At 67.7% G+C, this 21,859-nt stretch carries 20 protein-coding genes; 11 read left to right on the top strand and 9 right to left on the bottom strand.

Going from position 1 to position 21,859, the window contains the following annotated elements:
- The first annotated feature begins 108 nt into the window (after positions 1-108).
- The 5 genes from ABZ845_RS19290 (at position 109) to trxA (ending at position 5,009) form a co-directional block, all read left to right on the top strand.
- Positions 109-1,821, top strand: coding sequence for a protein kinase family protein (locus tag ABZ845_RS19290; RefSeq protein WP_360980898.1), 1,713 nt, complete (start codon positions 109-111; stop codon positions 1,819-1,821).
- A 26-nt stretch (positions 1,822-1,847) separates the two neighbouring features.
- On the top strand, positions 1,848-2,561 hold the full coding sequence (gene sigM / locus ABZ845_RS19285) for an RNA polymerase sigma factor SigM (protein ID WP_360980895.1): 714 nt from the start codon (positions 1,848-1,850) through the stop codon (positions 2,559-2,561).
- On the top strand, positions 2,558-3,478 hold the full coding sequence (locus tag ABZ845_RS19280) for a hypothetical protein (protein WP_360980892.1): 921 nt from the start codon (positions 2,558-2,560) through the stop codon (positions 3,476-3,478). Before sigM ends, ABZ845_RS19280 begins: the two co-directional genes overlap by 4 nt.
- A 179-nt stretch (positions 3,479-3,657) precedes the next feature.
- Complete coding sequence (gene trxB, locus ABZ845_RS19275) at positions 3,658-4,608, top strand: thioredoxin-disulfide reductase (protein WP_360980889.1); 951 nt, start codon at positions 3,658-3,660, stop codon at positions 4,606-4,608.
- A gap of 68 nt (positions 4,609-4,676) precedes the next feature.
- Positions 4,677-5,009 carry a thioredoxin gene (trxA, locus tag ABZ845_RS19270; protein WP_360980886.1) on the top strand — a complete coding sequence of 111 codons (333 nt, stop codon included), beginning with the start codon at positions 4,677-4,679 and terminating at the stop codon, positions 5,007-5,009.
- A 139-nt stretch (positions 5,010-5,148) separates the two neighbouring features.
- Here trxA and ABZ845_RS19265 read toward each other — a convergent pair whose 3' ends face one another.
- The 9 genes from ABZ845_RS19265 to rpmH all read right to left on the bottom strand — a co-directional run bounded on the left by ABZ845_RS19265 (position 5,149) and on the right by rpmH (position 12,258).
- Positions 5,149-5,766 (bottom strand): GNAT family N-acetyltransferase, encoded by a 618-nt coding sequence (locus tag ABZ845_RS19265; protein WP_360980883.1) that lies wholly within the window; start codon positions 5,764-5,766, stop codon positions 5,149-5,151.
- 326 nt (positions 5,767-6,092) lie between these two features.
- A complete protein-coding gene (locus tag ABZ845_RS19260; RefSeq protein WP_360980880.1) occupies positions 6,093-7,190 on the bottom strand; it encodes a ParB/RepB/Spo0J family partition protein in 1,098 nt (365 codons plus the stop codon).
- Complete coding sequence (locus tag ABZ845_RS19255) at positions 7,187-8,260, bottom strand: ParA family protein (RefSeq protein ID WP_360981052.1); 1,074 nt, start codon at positions 8,258-8,260, stop codon at positions 7,187-7,189. The genes ABZ845_RS19260 and ABZ845_RS19255 overlap by 4 nt, the downstream gene beginning before the upstream one ends.
- A gap of 391 nt (positions 8,261-8,651) precedes the next feature.
- Positions 8,652-9,368: a 16S rRNA (guanine(527)-N(7))-methyltransferase RsmG gene (rsmG, locus tag ABZ845_RS19250; protein ID WP_360980877.1), complete on the bottom strand. Its 717-nt coding sequence runs from the start codon at positions 9,366-9,368 to the stop codon at positions 8,652-8,654.
- 170 nt (positions 9,369-9,538) lie between these two features.
- A complete protein-coding gene (locus ABZ845_RS19245) occupies positions 9,539-10,051 on the bottom strand; it encodes a R3H domain-containing nucleic acid-binding protein (protein WP_360980874.1) in 513 nt (170 codons plus the stop codon).
- Positions 10,052-10,081: 30 nt separating this feature from the next.
- Entirely contained in the window at positions 10,082-11,374 is a 1,293-nt protein-coding gene (gene yidC, locus ABZ845_RS19240; protein WP_360980871.1) for a membrane protein insertase YidC, read from the bottom strand.
- Between the two features lie 3 nt (positions 11,375-11,377).
- A complete protein-coding gene (gene yidD / locus ABZ845_RS19235) occupies positions 11,378-11,731 on the bottom strand; it encodes a membrane protein insertion efficiency factor YidD (RefSeq protein ID WP_360980868.1) in 354 nt (117 codons plus the stop codon).
- The gene (gene rnpA / locus ABZ845_RS19230; RefSeq protein ID WP_360980865.1) at positions 11,728-12,102 is read right to left on the bottom strand and encodes a ribonuclease P protein component; all 375 of its coding nucleotides are present in this window, start codon (positions 12,100-12,102) and stop codon (positions 11,728-11,730) included. The genes yidD and rnpA overlap by 4 nt, the downstream gene beginning before the upstream one ends.
- An 18-nt stretch (positions 12,103-12,120) precedes the next feature.
- Positions 12,121-12,258 carry a 50S ribosomal protein L34 gene (gene rpmH, locus ABZ845_RS19225; RefSeq protein WP_003949374.1) on the bottom strand — a complete coding sequence of 46 codons (138 nt, stop codon included), beginning with the start codon at positions 12,256-12,258 and terminating at the stop codon, positions 12,121-12,123.
- Between the two features lie 399 nt (positions 12,259-12,657).
- Here rpmH and dnaA point away from each other — a divergent pair, with 399 nt between their 5' ends.
- The 6 genes from dnaA (at position 12,658) to gyrB (ending at position 21,829) form a co-directional block, all read left to right on the top strand.
- Entirely contained in the window at positions 12,658-14,541 is a 1,884-nt protein-coding gene (gene dnaA, locus ABZ845_RS19220) for a chromosomal replication initiator protein DnaA (RefSeq protein WP_360980862.1), read from the top strand.
- An 892-nt stretch (positions 14,542-15,433) separates the two neighbouring features.
- A complete protein-coding gene (gene dnaN / locus ABZ845_RS19215) occupies positions 15,434-16,564 on the top strand; it encodes a DNA polymerase III subunit beta (protein ID WP_360980859.1) in 1,131 nt (376 codons plus the stop codon).
- A 143-nt stretch (positions 16,565-16,707) separates the two neighbouring features.
- On the top strand, positions 16,708-17,583 hold the full coding sequence (gene gnd / locus ABZ845_RS19210) for a phosphogluconate dehydrogenase (NAD(+)-dependent, decarboxylating) (RefSeq protein ID WP_360980856.1): 876 nt from the start codon (positions 16,708-16,710) through the stop codon (positions 17,581-17,583).
- Positions 17,584-17,694: 111 nt separating this feature from the next.
- A complete protein-coding gene (recF, locus tag ABZ845_RS19205) occupies positions 17,695-18,816 on the top strand; it encodes a DNA replication/repair protein RecF (RefSeq protein ID WP_360980853.1) in 1,122 nt (373 codons plus the stop codon).
- Entirely contained in the window at positions 18,813-19,358 is a 546-nt protein-coding gene (locus ABZ845_RS19200) for a DciA family protein (protein WP_360980850.1), read from the top strand. The genes recF and ABZ845_RS19200 overlap by 4 nt, the downstream gene beginning before the upstream one ends.
- A 386-nt stretch (positions 19,359-19,744) precedes the next feature.
- Positions 19,745-21,829, top strand: coding sequence for a DNA topoisomerase (ATP-hydrolyzing) subunit B (gene gyrB / locus ABZ845_RS19195; RefSeq protein WP_360980847.1), 2,085 nt, complete (start codon positions 19,745-19,747; stop codon positions 21,827-21,829).
- Positions 21,830-21,859 lie beyond the last annotated feature (30 nt).

The raw sequence follows: 21,859 nt of genomic DNA, 5'->3' as shown, positions 1-21,859 counted from the left end.
CGCGCACAACCATCGTCCGCCGCCGTGTGTCGTGCATAGCGGCGGACTATGGGCACAATTGGTTTCTGCGTCGGACAGCGCGCAACGGATGGGGAGGCAGGAACGACGGTGGCGGAACGGAGCACGGCTGCCGTCGACGTGGCAGACAACAGCGGTGACGAGCCGCTGACCGCCAAGGCGGACCAGTCCACGTCCGACGGGGTGACCCAGGACCGGGAGCGGGACACGGACAGCGACGAGGTACAGGGGAGCGCTGCGGCAGAGCGCCCCGGGAAGACCTCGCCGCCCGAATTGCACAGCGGCCACAAGCTTGCCAGACGCTACCGCCTCGAGGAGTGCGTCACCCGTCTGGACGGATTCAGCAGCTGGCGCGCCATGGACGAGAAACTCCGCCGCGCCGTCGGTGTGCACATACTGCCGGCGGACCACTCACGGGCACGCTCCGTGCTCGCCGCGGCGCGCTCGTCCGCCCTCCTCGGTGATCCCCGTTTCGTGCAGGTCCTGGACGCGGTGGAGGAAAACGATCTCGTCTATGTGGTGCACGAGTGGCTGCCCGATGCCACCGAGCTGACCACGCTGCTGTCGTCGGGGCCGCTGGAGGCGCACGACGCCTACCACATGGCCACGCAGGTCTCCCAGGCGATGGCGGCCGCCCACCGTGAGGGGCTCTCCCATCTGCGTCTGAACCCGGGCACCGTGCTGCGCGCCTCGTCCGGCCAGTGGCGTATCCGAGGGCTCGCCGTGAACGCCGCTCTGCGCGGCATCAGCTCCGACACCCCGCAGCGGACCGACACGGAGGCCATCGGGGCTCTCCTGTACTCCGCCCTCACCCAGCGCTGGCCTTACGAGAGCGACGCCTACGGTCTGTCCGGGCTGCCCAAGGGCGTCGGCCTGATCGCTCCCGATCAGGTGCGTGCCGGCGTCCATCGCGGTCTTTCCGAGCTCTCCATGCGGGCGCTGGCCAACAACGGCGCCACCGCCTCACGCCATGAGTCCCCGTGCACGACGCCCGAGGAACTGGTGAAGGCGATCGGCGAGATGCCGCGCATCCGGCCGCCGGAGACCACTTTCACGGCCCCGCCCGAGTATCAGCGCACGACGTACCAGCAGGGCACCTACGGGCGTTCCACGGCCCGTCCGGGCGCCACCCAGGCCGTGCCCGTCCCGCCGCCCCCGCTGCAGAGCCCCACCGGCAGAGCCCTCAAGTGGGCCGTCTCGGCCCTGCTCATCGCAGCACTGGGCCTCGGCAGCTGGCAGCTCGCCGAGGCCCTGATGGACAACGGCAAGCCGGAGAACACGAACCGGACGCACACGACGGACGGCGGCGACAAGAACGGCATCGCTCCCAAGCCGGCCGCGTCGATAACGATCAAGGGTGCCAAGGAGTTTGTCGCCAAGCCCGACGCCCAGCACCCCGGCGACGTCGACAAGACGTACGACCACAACCCCTCGACGTACTGGAAGACCAGTACCTTCGTGGACGGTCCGGCCCTCGCACCGTACAAGCCGGGTGTGGGCATCATGTACGACCTCGGTTCGGGACAGAAGCCCGCCACGGCTTCCATCGGGCTGCTCTACGGCGGCGACCACACGACGATCGATCTCTACGCGGCCGATTCGCTGACACCGCCGTCGCTGGACTCGATGAAGAAGATCGGCACCGTGACCACAAGCGGGACCACCGCCACGGTGAAGATCGCCGAGCCGGTGAAGACCCAGTACGTCCTGGTGTGGATCACGGCCTTGCCGTACTCGGGCTCGGACGGATACACCGGCGCCGGCTACCGGCAGGCGATCACCGAAACGAAGTTCACGGGCTGAGTACGCGTTGATGGGGAGGGGGTCCGATGGCGGATGAAGCCGGATACGGCGACGCAAGCGATCAGGACCTCCTCGCCCGTCATGTCAGTGGCGATCCCGAAGCCTTCGGTGAGCTCGTGCGGCGGCACCGCGACCGGCTCTGGGCCGTGGCCCTGAGGACGCTGGGGGACCGCGAGGAGGCCGCCGACGCCGTCCAGGACGCCTTTGTGTCCGCCTACCGGGCCGCCCACACCTTTCGCGGCCAGTCGGCCGTCACGACATGGCTGCACCGGATCACGGTCAACGCCTGCCTGGACCGCGCCCGTAAGGCCGCGTCCAGGAAGACCTCACCGGTCGATGACACGGAACGGCTGGAACAGCTCCTGGAGCCGCATGAATCGGCCTCCGCTCCAGCCGAACGCAATGATCTCCACAGGGAAGTGGTGGAAGCCCTGGGCGCCCTGCCGACCGAACAGCGGGCTGCCCTCGTACTGGTCGACATGCAGGGCTATCCGGTGGCGGAGGCCGCACGCATCCTCGATGTGCCGACCGGGACGGTGAAGAGCCGCTGCGCGCGTGGCAGAGCCAGACTGCTGCCGCTGCTGACACATCTGCGCAAGGAGGACGGCAGCGGTGACGACAAGAAGTCGGGCGGCGGACGGAACCGGACGCAGAAGCCATCCGTCCCACCCGCAGCGGGACCACAGGATGCAGGGCAAAGCGATTCAGCTGCTGTGAAGGGCGGAGGTGGACGAGCGTGACATCCACGACCGACACAGCCGGACATCCGGATGTCGAGGAGCTCTCCGACCTCAGTGAAGGTCTTCTCCCCGCGTCCCGCACCACGGACGTACGGCAGCACCTGGACAGCTGCCCTCTCTGCACCGACGTATACGGCTCGCTCAGGGAGATCCGCGATCTCCTCGGCACCCTGCCGGAGCCGGCACGGATGCCCGCCGACGTGGCGAGCCGTATCGACGCCGCCCTCGCCGCTGAGGCCCTGCTGGGCGCCGGGGCCACCGCCGAGGACGCCCTTGCGTCGGCATCGCCCACCGCGCATGTTTCACGTGAAACATCGCCCTCATCCCCGGTCGACCGCCCCTCGGGCCACTCCCGCGCGGCCACCGGACCAGGGCGGGCCACACGGACGCGCCGGAGTGGTCGCAGGGTTCTCGTGCTGGGGACCGCCGTCGCGGCAGCGGCCCTTGGCCTGGGTACGCTGCTGGTCCAGACGCTGGGTGACAACGGCTCGGGCAGCTCCCCGCAGGCCTCCCAGCCCCGCACGGATGCGGCGCACACCTACTCCCCGGGCACTCTGCAGGGGCAGGTGACGGACCTGCTCGCGACGAGGAAGGGTGGCCGGTCCAGCAGTGCCAAGCCGTGGGGGGCCGAATCGGAGCCCGGTACCACGGGGTCACAGGGCATGCGCCCCAACCAGACGTTCCAGGACACCAGCGTCGCCCTTCCCACCTGTATCGAACAGGCCCTGCACACCGGCCAGACCGCGCTCGCCGCCGATCAGGGGGTGTACCGGGGAACGACCGTCTACCTCGTCGTGACTCCCGATGCCTCCGACAGCACCAAGGTCACGGCCTACCTGATCGACTCCACATGTGTGAAGCAGGCATCGGCCTCTCCTGGCAAGGTACTTCTGACCACCTCGTACAGCCGGTCCTGAGGCCACCCGCATCGGAGAGTTTCTGTCCGCGCCCCGCTTGGCAACTGTGTGCGGTGACACGGCTCCGTGTGCCCGGACACACCGGGAATGCGGGCCCCTTAGGATCCGTTGGGTGGGGTGGAAGTACCGAGCCAACCTCCACAGAGCAGCAGCAGTCCCCAGAGACGAGGAATCAAGCCGTGAGCGACGTCCGTAACGTGATCATCATCGGCTCCGGGCCCGCCGGCTACACAGCCGCGCTGTACACCGCCCGCGCATCGCTCAAGCCGCTGGTGTTCGAGGGTGCCGTTACCGCGGGTGGCGCGTTGATGAACACCACCGAGGTGGAGAACTTCCCCGGCTTCCAGGACGGCATCATGGGACCTGAGCTCATGGACAACATGAGGGCCCAGGCCGAGCGTTTCGGCGCCGAGCTCGTTCCGGACGACATCGTCTCCGTCGACCTCAACGGCGAGATCAAGACCGTCACGGACACCACGGGTACGGTCCACATGGCCAAGGCGGTCATCGTCGCCACTGGCTCCCAGCACCGCAAGCTGGGCCTGCCGAACGAGGACGCCCTCTCGGGGCGCGGAGTCTCGTGGTGCGCCACCTGTGACGGCTTCTTCTTCAAGGACCAGGACATCGCCGTGATCGGCGGCGGTGACACCGCGATGGAGGAGGCCACCTTCCTCTCCCGGTTCGCCAAGTCCGTGACCATCGTCCACCGCCGTGACACCCTGCGCGCCTCCAAGGCGATGCAGGATCGCGCCTTCGCCGACCCGAAGATCAAGTTCGTCTGGGACAGCGAGGTGGCTGAGATCAAGGGCAGCCCGAAGCTGGAGGGCCTGACGCTGCGCAACCTGAAGAGCGGAGAGCTCAGCGAGCTGCCGGTGACCGGCCTGTTCATCGCGATCGGCCACGACCCACGCACCGAACTCTTCAAGGGACAGCTCGACCTCGACGACGAGGGCTACCTCAAGGTGGAAGCTCCCACGACCCGGACCAACGTCACTGGCGTCTTCGGCGCCGGCGACGTCGTCGACCACACCTACCGCCAGGCGATCACCGCGGCCGGCACCGGTTGCTCCGCCGCCCTCGACGCCGAGCGCTTCCTCGCTGCCCTCGCCGACAGCGAGCAGCAGGCATAAGCCGAGAAGGCCTCCGCCTGATCCCCTTCCGATCACCCCCACCGCACCACCGAGTTAAGGAGCCCGCCGTGGCCGGCACCCTCAAGAACGTAACCGACAGCACCTTTGAGCAGGACGTCCTCAAGAGTGACAAGCCTGTCCTGGTGGACTTCTGGGCTGCCTGGTGCGGTCCGTGCCGCCAGATCGCCCCGTCACTCGAGGCCATCGCTGCCGAGTACGGCGACAAGATCGAGGTCGTCAAGCTCAACATCGACGAGAACCCCGCCACGGCCGCCAAGTACGGTGTCATGTCGATCCCGACCCTGAACGTCTACCAGGGCGGCGAGGTCGCCAAGACCATCGTCGGCGCCAAGCCGAAGGCCGCGATCGTCCGTGACCTCGAGGACTTCATCGCCGAGTAGACGGCGCCGCGGCCAAGGCGGTGATGTTTCACGTGAAACACGAATGGGCCAGCCCTCGGGGGGCTGGCCCATTCGCATGTCACATCGCATGCCTCGGGAAGCGGAAGCCAGGATCAGCCACGAGCGCGCCGCCGAGCCCTCACAGCGGGCGCAACACCGGCTCCTTCTGTACGGCTCCCAGAAGCCGGTCCAGCGCCAGCTCGACGTCTTCCTTCCAAGAGAGCGTCGTACGCAGCTCCAACCGCAGCCGCGGATGCCTCGGATGTGTGCGCACCGTCTTGAAGCCCACCGCCAGCAGATGCTCGGCGGGCAGCAGACACGCCGGTTCCTTCCAGCGGGCGTCGCCGAACACCTCGATCGCTTTGAAGCCCCGACGCAGCAGGTCCTTGGCGACCGTCTGGACCATCACACGACCGAGTCCCTGCCCCTGATATCCGGGCATGACGAAGGCGGTGATCAGCTGCACCGCATCCGGCGATATCGGGCTCGTGGGAAATGCCGTGGACCGCGGGACATAGGCGGGCGGTGCGTACAGCACGAAGCCCACCGGTACGTCGTCCACATAGACCACCCGGCCGCAGGACCCCCAGTCCAGCAGGACGGCGGAGATCCACGACTCCTTCTCCAATGCGGCGGTTCCGGCCGTTACCGCGGCCTCACCGCTGACTGGGTCCAGTTCCCAGAAGACACACGCGCGACAGCGGCTGGGAAGATCCGGAAGGTTGTCCAGCGTGAGCGGTACGAGCCGACGCCCCATGAAGGCTGTTCCTCGCTTCCTTCGCCCGCGGCGTCGCGGGCGGCTGTGAGAGTGCTCCGCTCCCTGAGCAGGCTGCCGACGAACCCGCCGACCGCTCCCAGGCTCAGGCCCGCGGTCAGCAGTCCGGTACGGCTCATGGTTCGCATGGCCCCGCCTCCCCGATGAAGGTCCTGCCAGGTGGATGCGCCATACCCGAGCGCATCGTATCCATGATGCGATTCCATCGATACAGAGTGAAAGCAAAGAGCGGACCGTGTTCCGGTACACACCGGACACGATCCGCTCTCCTGGCCTACTGGCCGGAACGTCGAGCCACCCGCGGAGACTCAGTCCTCGGATTCCTCGGAGGCGTCGTCGAGAAGGCTCCTCTGAAGGACAGGTCCCTCTCCCGGGGCGAGCGAACCGAGGATTCGCTCAAGATCCTCCATCGACGCGAACTCGACGGTGATCTTTCCCTTCTTCTGGCCGAGGTCGACCTTCACCCGGGTCTCGAAGCGGTCCGAGAGCCGGGTCGCGAGGTCACTCAGCGCAGGGGACACCCGAGCACCGGCGCGCGGTCCCTTGGCACGGGGTGCGCTCTTCGGCCGAGACCCCATGAGGGTGACGATCTCTTCCACAGCCCGCACGGACAGACCCTCGGCGACGATCCGATGGGCGAGCCGGTCCTGCTCCTCCGAGTCCTCGACGGACAGCAGCGCCCGAGCGTGGCCCGCGGAGAGCACCCCGGCGGCAACCCGGCGCTGGACCGCCGGCGACAGCTTCAGCAGCCGCAGGGTGTTGGAAACCTGAGGCCGCGACCGGCCGATTCGGTCCGCGAGCTGATCGTGGGTGCAGTTGAAGTCCTTGAGGAGCTGGTCATAGGCGGCTGCCTCTTCCAGCGGATTCAGCTGGGCCCGGTGCAGGTTCTCGAGCAGGGCGTCCAGAAGGAGCTTCTCGTCGTCCGTAGCCCGCACGATCGCCGGAATGAACTCCAAGCCCGCCTCACGGCACGCCCGCCAGCGGCGCTCACCCATGATCAGCTCGTAGCGTCCCGAGCCCACCTGCCGCACCACGATGGGCTGGAGAAGACCGACCTCCTTGATGGAGGTGATCAGCTCGGCGAGGGCATCCTCGTCGAAGACGTCACGAGGCTGCCGGGGGTTCGGGGTGATGGAGTCCAGGGGCAGCTCGGCGAAGTGGGCACCGAGGGGTGGCATGGAGGTCTCGGTGGCTTCGTGCGCCGAGGGCTCCTCTGTTTCATGTGAAACAGCCGGAAGCGTCGCCACCTTCGCGGCCGCGACGCCGCGGTCGGTCGTCAGCGTTGCCGCCGCCGAGGTGGACGAACCGCTCCCCGCCCCACCCGGAGCGGCCGCCTTCTCACCTGTCGGGGCAGCAGGGATCAGCGCGCCCAGGCCACGACCCAACCCCCTCCGTCGCTCGCTCACTGGATCCCCTCCACCATGCTCTGTTCCGTCTGTGCGCCGACGTGGGCCTGCTGCGCGTCATAGTGGACGCCAACACCCTTCAGCGCGATTTCACGTGCCGCCTCAAGATAGGAGAGTGCGCCACTCGATCCAGGATCGTAGGTCAATACCGTCTGCCCGTAGCTGGGAGCCTCGGAGATACGGACGGAGCGAGGAATGCTCGTCCGCAGGACCTCGTCACCGAAGTGGGTGCGCACCTCTTCCGCGACCTGGGACGCCAGACGCGTCCGTCCGTCGTACATGGTGAGCAGGATGGTCGACACATGCAGGGAGGGGTTGAGATGCCCTCGGACCAGGTCGACATTGCGGAGCAACTGGCCCAGTCCTTCCAGGGCGTAGTACTCGCACTGGATCGGAATGAGCACTTCCTGGCCGGCGACCAGCGCATTGACCGTCAACAGTCCCAGTGAGGGCGGGCAGTCGATGAGGATGTAGTCCAACGGCTGCTCATACGCCTGGATCGCCCGCTGCAGCCGGCTCTCCCGAGCCACCAGGGATACCAGCTCGATCTCGGCACCGGCGAGATCGATCGTCGCCGGAGCACAGAAGAGACCTTCGACATCCGGGACCGGCTGGACGACCTCTGCCAGGGGCCTGCTCTCGACCAGCACGTCGTAGATGGACGGGACTTCGGCGTGGTGGTCGATTCCCAGGGCGGTGGACGCATTTCCCTGAGGGTCGAGGTCGACCACCAGGACTCGGCCACCGTGCAGGGCGAGAGACGCAGCGAGGTTCACCGTCGTCGTGGTCTTGCCGACCCCGCCCTTCTGGTTGGCGACCACCATGACACGGGTCTGCTCGGGCCGTGGCAAGCCTTCACCGGCTCGGCCCATCGCCTCCACGGCAAGTTGGGCGGCGCGACCGATGGGAGTGTCGTCCATCGGGGGCGGTGTTTCACGTGAAACATCCTCCCCCATCGATTCGGTACGGGGACCGGGGACCGGATCGGTCATCGGTCCCGCGATGTTGGCGTCGGACCGCAAGGATTCACTCTCCTCGACTTCAGGCTCGCTATGAACAGAGCCTCCCATGCCTTTGGGGTCGTGAACCAGTGAGGTCTGTTCTTCTGTGGAGAAATCCACCTCTGTGGACAACTCCGCGCCCTTGCGCGGGGACGAAGTACCACGAGTGGACGGACCCCTGGGGGATCCAAGGGGCTTACGCTCTCGGGGTTCGGCCGCGGCCCGGCCTCGACTGATGATGCCGTGCAGGAGTGAGCGACGTTTCACGTGAAACACGATGCACAGCAGCTCCGGCCGAATCTCCGCGACACTCCGAGATACGACTCTCCGAGATGCGCGGTTTTGACAGCTTATGCCGCATAAGACGGGTTGGATCGGCCACAGCCGGCCGCAGTCGGCCAGGCAGACGAATCGCCAGCCACCCGGCCTCCGCGTCACACCTGCCGCCGCACCACGGCGGTCAACGTCGGCGGCGCACCCGTCCTGTCCGGGCCGCCTTCGCTCGCTTCGCCGCAAAGCGCACGCCGCCCGGGCTCTCCCCGACCTCTACGCGCACCACTGTCGACAGCGGCTCCACGACTCCCTCGCCGACATGCAGAACCGATGTCCCCACGGCTCCGAGCTTGGCCAGAGCGGTGGCCGCGCTCTTCAGCTCCTCTTCCGCAGTGTCGCCCTTGAGCGCCAGCATTTCCCCGTAAGGACGCAGCAGTGGAATGCCCCAGGTGGCCAGCCGGTCCAGCGGCGCGACGGCACGTGCGGTCACGACATGGACCGGAGGAAGTGTGCCCATGACCTCTTCCGCGCGACCACGGACGACGGTCACATGATCGAGCCCCAGCAGCTCGACGACTTCGGTGAGGAAGTTGGTGCGCCTCAGCAGGGGCTCGAGCAGCGTGATCCTGAGGTCGTCACGGACGAGTGCGAGCGGGATTCCCGGCAGTCCGGCACCCGAGCCTACATCGCACACGGTCACCCCCTCGGGGACGACCTCCGAGAGCACAGCACAGTTCAAGATGTGCCGCTCCCACAGCCGGGGCACTTCCCGTGGGCCGATCAGACCTCGCTGCACACCTGCCTCGGCGAGCAGCTCCGCGTAGCGGACCGCATCCGCGAAGCGATCACCGAACACGTCGCGTGCCTGCTCGGGCGCAGGGGGAAGCTCTGCTGCCTCCGTCACGGGGACCGTCCTTCCGTACCGCATGAGCGCACTGAGCGCAGAACACCAGGGCTTATCAGGGACCACCGGCTGCCGGGACCGCTCAGGACCACAGCCGCGAGGACTACCAGGCTGACAAAGTTCGGCCCCGTCTGCGCTACAGACGGGGCCGGAAAAACTTTCTGACCGGATCAGGCGGGCAGCACGACGACGAACCGCTGCGGCTCTTCGCCCTCGGACTCGCTGTTCAGCCCCGCGGCCTTGACCGCGTCGTGCACCACCTTGCGCTCGAACGGCGTCATCGGCTTGAGCTTCACGGGCTCACCGGTGCTCTTCACCGCAGCCGCCGCCTCGGCTCCGATCTCCGAGAGCTCCGAGCGCTTCTTGGCACGGTAGCCCGCGATGTCCAGCATCAGCCGGCTGCGGTCACCGGTCTCCCGGTGCACTGCCAGGCGCGTGAGCTCCTGGAGCGCTTCCAGCACCTCGCCGTCCCGGCCGACCAGCTTCTGCAGATCACGGCTGCCGGCGTCGCTGATGATCGACACGGACGCGCGGTCGGCCTCGACGTCCATGTCGATGTCACCGTCGAGATCGGCGATGTCGAGCAGACCCTCGAGGTAGTCCGCCGCGATCTCGCCCTCCTGCTCCAGGCGGTTCAGGGTGTCTGCGCCCTCGGCAGCGGCGGAGGTGGTGCCTTCCGTCACGGGATGGACTCCTTCTTACTTCTTGGACGCTTACTTCTTGGACGGGGACTTGGGCCGCTGTGGACCCTTGCGGCCGGACTGGGCCTTGCTGCGCGCGCCGTTGCCGGGCTGGGAAGCCGACTTCTTGGCGCCACCGGCCTGCGTGGGGCTCTCCGGCTTGGCGTCCTCGGGCTCGTCGGACTTGCTGAGCGACGTGGACGGCGTACCCGGCTCGTCGGCGGCCTTTGCACCGCCCGACTGGCGCTGGGCCTTGGTCTGACGCTTGGGCTGCTGACGCTTGGGAGCCACGTCGGTGAGGGGCGTACCGTCCTCGGCGGTCGCGACGGCCACCGCCTCGCCCTTCTCCACGGTGCCGTCGGGCTGGGCGGCGAGGCCCGCCTTGCTCAGGCTGTTGATGAACTTGCGCTCGAACTCGTTGCGCTCGCGGCCCTTGGCGACGATCGCCTTGACGATGTCCTTCTCGCTCCGCTTGCGGATCTTGCCGTGGTGCTCGACGTGCTTGGTCAGGCGCTCCAGGTAGGCGGCCTGGGCCTTGGAACCCGGGGTCGGGTTGTTGTGGATCACATACATCTGCTGGCCCATGGTCCACACGTTGGTGGTCAGCCAGTAGACGAGGACACCGACCGGGAACCTGATGCCGAAGAAGGCGAACATGATGGGGAAGACGTACATCAGCATCTTCTGCTGCTGCATGAACGGCGTCTTCACCGTGGTGTCGACGTTCTTCGTCATCAGCTGTCGCTGTGTGTAGAACTGCGACGCCGACATCAGGATGATCATGATCGCGGTGACGACACGGACGTCGGTCAGCGAGGCGCCGAGCTTCTGGACCGTGTCGGCGCCGTCGAGGAACTTGGCGGCCAGCGGGGCGCCGAAGATGTGGGCCTTCTGGGCGCTGGAGAGCAGCGGCTGGTTGATGACGCCGATGGTCTTGCCCGACGCGATGCCGTTGAGCACGTGGTACAGGGCGAAGAAGAACGGGGACTGCGCCAGGATGGGAAGGCACGAGGAGAGCGGGTTGGTGCCCGCGTCCTTGTACAGCTTCATCATCTCTTCGGACTGGCGCTGCTTGTCGTTCTTGTAGCGCTCCTGGATCTTCTTCATCTCGGGCTGGAGCGTCTGCATGGCCCGGGTTGCCTTGATCTGCTTCACGAAGAGCGGGATCAGGCAGATACGGATGAGGATCACCAGGGACACGATGGACAGGCCCCAGGCCCAGCCCGTGTCGGGACCGAAGATCTTCCCGTACACCGAGTGGAACTGGACGATGACCCAGGAGACGGGTGTGGTGATGAAGCTGAAGAGGCTGGCAATCGTGTCCACTAATCATGCTCCTTGGGCATGGGACGAGGTCTCTGCGACCGGGCTCGAGGGGGCGTCCCCCTCGGTGGCCGGTTCAGCGGCGGAGGGCCCGCCCTTGCGTGCACGCCAGGCGCCACGCAGCATTTCGTGCCACCGCGGACGCTTGCGTGGCGGGACATGGTCCACACCACCGAGCGACCACGGATTGCACCGCAGGATGCGCCAGGCGGTGAGTGCCGTCCCCTTGATCGCACCGTGCCGGTCTATGGCCGTGTAGCCATAGTGGGAGCACGAGGGGTAGTACTTGCAGACCGGCCCGAGCAGCGGACTGATCGTCCACTGGTAGAGCTTGATCAGAGCCAGCAGCGGGTACTTCATCGCGCGCCCCCTCCTCCCAGTAGCCGTTGAAGGGCGGCATCCAGGTCTCGGGCCAGCTGTGCTTGGTCGGCGTCACCCGCACCGGGCAGCGCTCGTACGACTACAAGGCTACCGGGGGACAACAGGGCCACTCGGTCACGCATCAGATGGCGAAGCCTGCGCTTCACCTTGTTGCGTACGACCGCTCCACCCACGGCCTTGCTCACGACGAAACCCGCACGCGTCAGGGGAGCGCTCTCCCCAGGCGCGTGCGGGTCCGTGGCACCGCTGCGAAGGTGGACGACGAGAAGCGGGCGTCCGGCCCGACGTCCTCGGCGTACCGCGGTCGCGAAGTCCTCGCGCCGCCTCAGCCGATGCTCGGTAGGCAGCACGTCATGACCTGTACGCGATCAGGCGGACAGGCGGGCGCGACCCTTGCCGCGGCGAGACGCCAGGATGGCGCGGCCGGCACGGGTGCGCATACGCAGCCGGAAGCCGTGGGTCTTCGCGCGACGACGGTTGTTCGGCTGGAAGGTGCGCTTGCTCACTCGGGGGCTCCAGAAATGATTCGACGGTTGGCGGGGTGTCGTCTGGCTGTCACCGTGCGCCCACGAGTAGCTCGCAATACGCCCGAGTGCACCGCTTCCCGATCACCGAAATGTGCCCTGGTCGGAACACTGAAGCGTGATCTGTGCCCATCGGAGGCAGGCGGCAGCAGCCATCGACAACTCGACCTGGTCACGGTACGCGGGGCTACGCCATCCGGTCAAACCAACGACCCGTGGGAGACACTTGTCCACAGGCTGGGGACAACAACTTGAACCGTACCGGTTGCCCTGACTACCGTGGCTGGACTCCGATTCGTTCCGTTGTCCCTGCCCCATCCGATTTGGATCCCGACACTCCCGCGACCACACGTTCGTGGGACCTGTGAGAGAGCGTGCCCTGTGGCTGACGTACCCGCCGATCTTGCCGCAGTGTGGCCGCGAGTACTCGAGCAGCTTCTCGGTGAGGGGCGGGGACCGGGGGTCGAGGCCAAGGACGAGCACTGGATCAAGCGCTGCCAGCCTCTCGCGCTGGTGGCGGACACCGCCCTGCTCGCGGTGCCGAACGAATTCGCGAAGGGCGTCCTCGAGGGCCGGCTCGCACCGGTCGTCAGCGACACGCTGAGCCGTGAGTGCGGCCGTCCCATCCGTATCGCGATCACCGTCGACGAATCGGCGGGCGAGCCCCCGGCCGCGTCCCCGCCGGCCCAGCCGCGCTACGAGGAACCTCAACTTCCGCCCCATCAGAGCCGCGACCCGTACGACGGCCAGGGCGGCTACGAGGGATACGGCCGCCATCGTGTCGAGGGCCACCGCGTCGGGCGCCCGGAACAGCTCCCCACCAACCCCGGCGACCAGCTGCCCACCGCGCGTCCGGCCTACCCGGGCGAGTACCAGCGTCCCGAGCCCGGTGCCTGGCCGCGTCCCGGTCAGGACGACTACGGCTGGCAGCAGCAGCGTCTCGGCTTCCCCGAGCGCGACCCCTACGCGTCGCCCGCACCGGACTACCGCACGCAGTCGCTGGACCGGCCGCCCTATGAACAGCAGCGCCCGGAATACGAGCAGCCGCGACCCGACTACGACGGCGCACGTCCCGACTACGACCAGCCACGGCCCGACCGGCGCGAGCTGCCGGACTCCTCCTCCGGCAACGGCCAGGTACACAGGGGCGGTCCGGTCGGGCGGGGCCCCACCACCGGCGCCCCGGGTCCACTGGCCGCACAGCCGGCTCCGGCCACCGGACCGGGCGAGCCCACTGCGCGCCTCAACCCGAAGTACCTCTTCGACACATTCGTCATCGGCGCCTCCAACCGGTTCGCGCATGCCGCCGCTGTCGCCGTCGCCGAGGCACCCGCGAAGGCGTACAACCCCCTTTTCATCTACGGCGAGTCGGGGCTCGGCAAGACGCACCTGCTGCACGCGATCGGGCACTACGCGCGCAGCCTCTACCCGGGCACGCGCGTGCGCTATGTGAGCTCCGAGGAGTTCACCAACGAGTTCATCAACTCCATCCGCGACGGCAAGGCGGACGCGTTCCGCAAGCGCTACCGCGACATGGACATCCTGCTGGTCGACGACATCCAGTTCCTGGCGCAGAAGGAGTCGACCCAGGAGGAGTTCTTCCACACCTTCAACACGCTGCACAACGCCAACAAGCAGATCGTGCTGTCCTCGGACCGGCCGCCCAAGCAGCTGGTCACCCTGGAGGACCGGCTGCGCAACCGCTTCGAGTGGGGACTGATCACCGATGTCCAGCCGCCCGAGCTGGAGACGCGGATCGCGATCCTGCGCAAGAAGGCGGTGCAGGAGCAGCTCAACGCCCCGCCGGAGGTGCTGGAGTTCATCGCCTCCCGCATCTCGCGCAACATCCGTGAGCTGGAGGGCGCGCTGATCCGGGTGACGGCGTTCGCGTCGCTCAACCGCCAGCCCGTGGACCTCGGTCTGACGGAGATCGTCCTCAAGGACCTCATCCCCGGAGGCGAGGACTCGGCTCCCGAGATCACCGCGACCGCGATCATGGCGGCCACCGCGGACTACTTCGGGCTCACGGTGGAGGACCTGTGCGGCACCTCCCGCGGCCGTGCGCTCGTGACCGCCCGCCAGATCGCGATGTACCTGTGCCGCGAACTGACGGATCTGTCGCTGCCGAAGATCGGCGCGCAGTTCGGTGGCCGCGACCACACGACGGTGATGCACGCCGATCGCAAGATCCGCGCGCTGATGGCCGAGCGGCGCTCCATCTACAACCAGGTGACCGAGCTGACGAACCGCATCAAGAACGGCTGACGGCCGCACCCGCGCGACACCGAGGGCGCCCCGGGACTCTCCCGAGGGCGCCTTTCCGCGTTCTGGTGCTCAAGGCGCCGGACGCACTCCGCGCTTCCGCGGGACACCCGGTGTTCGAATACTCGCCGGGTTACGGCCACTCTCCACAGATCTGCCGACTTTCTTCCGTCCACACCCTGGGGACTGCGGAGTTGTCCAGATCGTGTCCACAGGCAGCAGGGTCGGCGAACTGTCCGCCCAGCTCAGCGGGTTGTGGATTCGTGGATGGACGATCTCCACAGGTTGTGGACGAAACGGAGATCCACAGGCTGTGCATGAAGTTGTCCACCGGCAACCCACAGGCTGCGGCCGGTTGTCCCCAGTGTTCCCCAGCTTCTCCACATGCCTGTCCACTGTTCGGCAACGAGACGCGCCCTCTCACCGGCGCGAGTGAAAGCCGTCACACCAAGGTGCTGGGTTGGCCTGTGGGAAAGGTGGGTAAAGCTGGGGACGACACTGGGGAGAAGTGACCCCAGGCTGTGCACGGGGTGTGCAGAACTTTCTGTTCTCCACAGAAACCCCGGGTTGTCCACGGGCTCCACCCACAGGACCAGTGGACAAAATTTCGCCTCTGACCTGCGACAACGCGGTTATCCACGGTATCCACAGGCCCTACTACTACTCCCAACTAGAGATAGCTGGGATTTCGCTTCGAAGCGGGCCCTGTGCACAACTCGCTCTCCGGCTCCCGACTGCCCCTCGTCACGACTTGACCCCGAGAGGCACCTACTGTCAGTGCCGTGCGTCAGACTGTTCCCCGGTGTCCTTCCCCTCACAGGGATCCCCGACACCGAGTCAGACGACGAAGGCCAGGCAGGGCGAGAACGCCGGCAACAGCAGGAGGCGGCTTACGGTGAAGATCCGGGTGGAACGCGACGTACTCGCGGAGGCAGTGGCCTGGGCGGCGCGCAGCCTTCCGGCTCGTCCGCCGGCGCCTGTCCTCGCCGGCCTGCTGCTGAAGGCCGAGGACGGCCAGCTGAGCCTGTCCAGCTTCGACTACGAGGTCTCGGCGCGTGTGTCCGTGGAGGCGGAGGTCGACGAGGAGGGCACGGTGCTCGTCTCCGGCCGCCTGCTCGCCGACATCTCCCGCGCCCTCCCCAACCGCCCGGTGGAGATTTCCACAGACGGTGTACGGGCGACGGTGGTCTGCGGCTCCTCGCGGTTCACACTCCACACCCTGCCTGTGGAGGAATACCCCTCCCTGCCCCAGATGCCGAACGCGACGGGCACGGTCCCCGGCGAGGTCTTCGCCTCCGCCGTCCAGCAGGTCGCCATCGCCGCCGGCCGTGACGACACGCTGCCCGTCCTGACCGGTGTGCGGATCGAGATCGAGGGCGACACTGTCACCCTGGCCTCCACCGACCGCTACCGCTTCGCGGTCCGTGAGTTCCTGTGGAAGCCGGAGAACCCGGACGCGTCCGCCGTCGCCCTGGTGCCCGCCAAGACCCTCCTGGACACCGCCAAGGCGCTCACGAGCGGCGACAGCGTCACCCTGGCGCTTTCGGGCTCGGGTTCGGGCGAGGGCCTGATCGGCTTCGAGGGCGCCGGACGCCGGACGACGACCCGTCTGCTGGAGGGCGACCTCCCGAAGTACCGCACGCTGTTCCCGACAGAGTTCAACTCGGTCGCCACCATCGAGACCGCCCCCTTCGTGGAGGCCGTCAAGCGCGTGGCCCTGGTCGCCGAGCGCAACACACCGGTGCGCCTCAGCTTCGAGCAGGGCGTGCTGATCCTGGAGGCCGGTTCCAGCGACGACGCACAGGCTGTGGAAAGGGTCGACGCCAACCTGGAGGGCGACGACATCTCGATCGCCTTCAACCCGACCTTCCTGCTGGACGGTCTGAGCGCGATCGACTCCCCGGTCGCCCAGCTGTCCTTCACGACGTCCACGAAGCCCGCTCTGCTCAGCGGCAAGCCGGCCATGGACGCCGAGGCGGACGTGGCGTACAAGTACCTGATCATGCCGGTGCGGCTGAGCGGCTGAGGGCCGCGCACAGGCGAGGGGCCGCCATCCGCGGCCCACGTCTGAGCGCTTATGCCCACAGATGTGCGTGAGCGTCCGGGTCTAGGCTCGGACACAGGTACGAAAGTGCCCCTCATGCCACATCGCACCCTAAGGAACACCTGATGGAGCTCGGTCTCGTCGGCCTCGGCAAGATGGGCGGCAATATGCGCGAGCGGATCCGCCGCGCAGGCCACACCGTCGTCGGATACGACCGCAACCCGGACCTCGCCGATGTCCAGGGCCTCGAAGAGCTTGTGGACAAGCTCGCGGCACCCCGGGTGGTGTGGGTGATGGTCCCGGCCGGCGCCCCGACCCAGTCCACGATCGACGAGCTCGCCGAACTCCTGGAGCCCGGCGACATCGTCGTGGACGGCGGCAACTCCCGCTGGACGGACGACGAGAAGCACGCCGCCGAGCTGGCGGCCAAGGGCATAGGTTTCGTCGACTGCGGCGTCTCCGGCGGCGTCTGGGGCCTGCAGAACGGCTACGCGCTGATGTACGGCGGCGACGCCCGCGATGTCGCCAAGGTGCAGCCGGTCTTCGACGCCCTCAAGCCCGAGGGCGACTTCGGCGCGGTGCACGCGGGCAAGGTCGGCGCGGGCCACTTCGCGAAAATGGTCCACAACGGCATCGAGTACGCCATGATGCAGGCCTACGCCGAGGGCTGGGAGCTGCTGGAGAAGGTCGACTCCGTGGAGAACGTCCGCGAGGTCTTCCGCTCCTGGCAGGAGGGCACGGTCATCCGCTCCTGGCTTCTGGACCTCGCGGTCAACGCCCTCGACGAGGACGAGCACCTGGACAAGCTGCGCGGCTGGGCGGCCGACTCCGGCGAGGGTCGCTGGACCGTGGAGGCGGCCATCGACAACGCCGTACCGCTCCCGGCGATCACGGCCTCGCTGTTCGCCCGCTTCAGCTCGCGGCAGGACGACTCGCCGCAGATGAAGATGATCGCCGCGCTGCGCAACCAGTTCGGCGGCCACGCCGTCGCGAAGAAGTGATCGTCGCGAAGAAGTTATCCACGGACACGAACACGTGATCCACAGCGAGAAGAAGTAGTCCACAGGACCGCCCGGCGGTCCACAACCACTGGGGGAGGTCGGCGAACGACCATGCACGTCACGCATCTGTCGCTGGCCGACTTCCGCTCCTACGCCCGGGTCGAAGTCCCGCTCGACCCGGGCGTCACGGTGTTCGTCGGTCCCAACGGACAGGGCAAGACGAACCTGGTCGAGGCCGTCGGATATCTGTCCACACTCGGCAGCCACCGGGTCTCCTCCGACGCCCCCCTGGTCCGCATGGGCGCCGAGCGCGCGATCATCCGCGCGCAGGTCAGACAGGGCGAGCGGCAGCAGCTGATCGAGCTGGAACTGAACCCGGGCAAGGCCAACCGCGCCCGTATCAACAGGTCCTCGCAGGTCAGACCGCGTGATGTGCTCGGCATCGTACGGACCGTCCTGTTCGCCCCCGAGGACCTCGCACTGGTCAAGGGCGACCCAGGCGAACGGCGCCGATTCCTGGACGAACTGATCACCGCGCGCTCCCCGCGCATGGCGGGCGTGCGCTCCGACTACGAGCGGGTCCTCAAGCAGCGCAACACCCTGCTCAAGTCGGCCGCGCTGGCGCGCCGCCACGGCGGGCGCTCCCTCGACCTGTCCACCCTCGACATCTGGGACCAGCACCTCGCCCGCGCCGGCGCCGAGCTGTTCGCTCAGCGGCTCGACCTGATCGCCGCCCTTCAGCCGCTCGCCGACAAGGCGTACGAGCAGCTGGCACCCGGCGGCGGCCCGGTGGCCCTGGAGTACAAGCCCTCCGCCCCGGGCGAGGCCCATACGCGCGAGGCCCTCTACGAGCAGCTGATGGACGCGCTCGCCGGGGCCCGCAAACAGGAGATCGAGCGCGGCGTCACCCTTGTGGGACCCCACAGGGACGAACTGCTGCTCAAGCTGGGGCAGCTGCCCGCCAAGGGGTACGCGTCCCACGGCGAGTGCTGGTCCTACGCGCTGGCGCTGCGCCTGGCCTCGTACGACCTGCTGCGCGCGGAGGGCAATGAGCCCGTGCTCGTCCTCGACGACGTCTTCGCCGAGCTGGACGCCCGCCGCCGCGAACGCCTGGCCGAACTGGTCGCGCCGGGGGAGCAGGTCCTGGTGACCGCCGCGGTCGAGGACGACGTACCGCATGTTCTGTCGGGGGCGCGGTATTCCGTGTCCGACGGCACCGTGGAGCGCTCATGAGCACCGACCAGCCCGCACCCGAGCCCGCCCCGAAGAAGACCCCCGAGCTCTCCGGGGTGGACCTCGCGCGTGTGGCGCTCAGGGCCGCGAAGGAACAGGCACGCGCGCGCGGGGACGCGGCGCAGCAGAAGAAGCAGGCACGGCGAGGAGGCTTGCGCTCCGGCGCCCGCGCCGACGGCCGTGACCCGATGGCGCTCGGCGCGGCCATCAACCGGCTGATCACCGAGCGCGGCTGGGAGACCCCCGCCGCGGTGGGCGGAGTGATGGGCCGCTGGCCGCAGATCGTCGGCGAGGGCCTCGCGGGGCACTGCGTACCCCAGCGGTACGACGAGGACGAGCGCGTCCTGACGGTGCGGTGCGACTCCACGGCGTGGGCCACGCAGCTGCGGCTGCTGGCCCCGCAGCTGGTCGCGCGTCTCAACGAGGACCTCGGGCATGGCACGGTCCGGCTGATCAAGGTCCAGGGTCCTGGTGGCCCGGTCCAGCGCTACGGGCCCCTGCGCGCCCCCGGAAGCACCGGTCCCGGCGACACGTACGGGTGACGTACTTCACGCTCAGGGCCTGTCCGGCGACCTCTCAGGCCGCCGGTGGCAAGGCTCCGGCGGCCCTTTCGCCGTACCCGCGTGCGGTCGCGAACACGGACGTGACTCCTCGGTAGCCAAGGGTTGACAGTCGAAGGCGCTGAGTGCCTCTTAGAGCCTCTTGGAGCCCCGTTCCGTATATGGGGAGTCGGGCGAGACCGGTTGAGGGCGGCACATGCGGACTCAGGTACCCGCAAACCCCCATCACTGTCGGCGCTACCGGTAGACTGGGAGACAATCCCGCCCCACTACTGGGGACCGTCCGGGAAAAGCTGAGCAACGCTGATCAAGGCTTACCAACGCAACATGCCGCAGCCGCTCCGGCAACCCGCCGACGAGCCCGGCTCGTGCTGTGCCAGAAAGGGCGCTTCGTGGCCGATTCCGGCAACCCCAACGAGAACATCCCGTCCACCGACGCCGACCCCAGCGGCGCGGACACCACCTCGAGCGGCGAGGCCACCGCGTCGTACGACGCGAGCGCCATCACCGTCCTCGAGGGTCTGGACGCGGTCCGCAAGCGACCCGGCATGTACATCGGCTCGACCGGTGAGCGCGGTCTGCACCACCTCGTGTACGAGGTCGTCGACAACTCCGTGGACGAGGCGCTCGCCGGCCACGCGGACACCATCGACGTGACGATCCTGGCCGACGGCGGGGTGCGCGTCATCGACAACGGCCGAGGCATCCCGGTGGGCATCGTGCCCTCCGAGGGCAAGCCGGCCGTCGAGGTCGTGCTGACCGTGCTGCACGCGGGCGGCAAGTTCGGCGGCGGCGGCTACGCGGTCTCCGGTGGTCTGCACGGCGTCGGCGTCTCCGTGGTGAACGCCCTGTCCAGCAAGGTGTCGGTCGAGGTCAAGACCGACGGCTACCGCTGGACGCAGGACTACAAGATGGGCGTCCCGACGGCTCCGCTCGCTCAGCACGAGGAGACGGCCGAGACGGGCACGTCCGTCACGTTCTGGGCCGACCCGGACATCTTCGAGACCACCGAGTACTCCTTCGAGACGCTCTCGCGGCGCTTCCAGGAGATGGCGTTCCTCAACAAGGGCCTGACGATCAGGCTCACCGACGAGCGCGAGTCGGCGAAGGCCACGGCCAAGGCGGACGAGGCGGGTGCGGACGAGACCCCCGAGGTCAAGACCGTCACGTACCACTACGAGGGCGGCATCGTCGACTTCGTGAAGTACCTCAACTCCCGCAAGGGAGACGCGGTGCACCCCTCCGTGATCGACCTTGAGGCCGAGGACAAGGAGAAGAGCCTCTCCCTCGAGGTCGCGATGCAGTGGAACAGCGGCTACAGCGAGGGCGTGTACTCGTTCGCCAACATCATCCACACCCACGAGGGCGGCACGCACGAGGAGGGTTTCCGCGCGGCGCTGACCTCGCTCATCAACAAGTACGCGCGCGACAAGAAGCTGCTGCGCGAAAAGGACGACAACCTCACCGGCGACGACATCCGCGAGGGCCTGACGGCGATCATCTCGCTCAAGCTGAGCGAGCCCCAGTTCGAGGGTCAGACCAAGACCAAGCTCGGCAACACCGAGGCGAAGACCTTCGTCCAGAAGGCGGTCTACGAGCACCTCGCGGACTGGCTGGACCGCAACCCGAACGAGTCCGCGGACATCATCCGCAAGTCCATCCAGGCGGCCACCGCGCGTGTCGCGGCCCGCAAGGCACGCGACCTCACGCGGCGCAAGGGACTCCTGGAGACCGCGTCGCTGCCGGGCAAGCTGTCCGACTGCCAGTCGAACGACCCCACCAAGTGCGAGATCTTCATCGTCGAGGGTGACTCGGCCGGCGGCTCGGCCAAGTCCGGCCGCAACCCGCAGTACCAGGCGATCCTCCCGATCCGAGGCAAGATCCTCAACGTCGAGAAGGCGCGGATCGACAAGATCCTGCAGAACCAGGAGATCCAGGCGCTGATCTCCGCCTTCGGCACCGGTGTGCACGAGGACTTCGACATCTCCAAGCTCCGCTATCACAAGATCATCCTGATGGCGGACGCCGACGTCGACGGCCAGCACATCAACACGCTGCTCCTGACGTTCCTGTTCCGCTTCATGCGGCCCCTGGTCGAGGCCGGACACGTGTTCCTCTCCCGCCCGCCGCTCTACAAGATCAAGTGGGGCCGTGACGACTTCGAGTACGCGTACTCGGACCGCGAGCGCGACGCGCTGATCGACCTGGGCCGTCAGGGCGGCAAGCGCATCAAGGACGACTCGGTGCAGCGCTTCAAGGGTCTCGGCGAGATGAACGCCGAGGAACTGCGCGTCACGACCATGGACGTCGACCACCGTGTCCTCGGCCAGGTCACCCTCGACGACGCAGCCCAGGCCGACGACCTCTTCTCGGTGCTGATGGGCGAGGACGTCGAGGCGCGCCGCGCGTTCATCCAGCGCAACGCCAAGGACGTCCGCTTCCTCGACATCTGAGTCGGTCTCAGCTGACCGCACCAGGAAGGA

Source organism: Streptomyces sp. NPDC047022, from assembly GCF_040644155.1.
GTDB lineage: Bacteria > Actinomycetota > Actinomycetes > Streptomycetales > Streptomycetaceae > Streptomyces.
The sequence above is the reverse complement of the archived record's forward strand: the minus strand, read 5'-3'. Positions and strand labels throughout refer to the sequence as shown.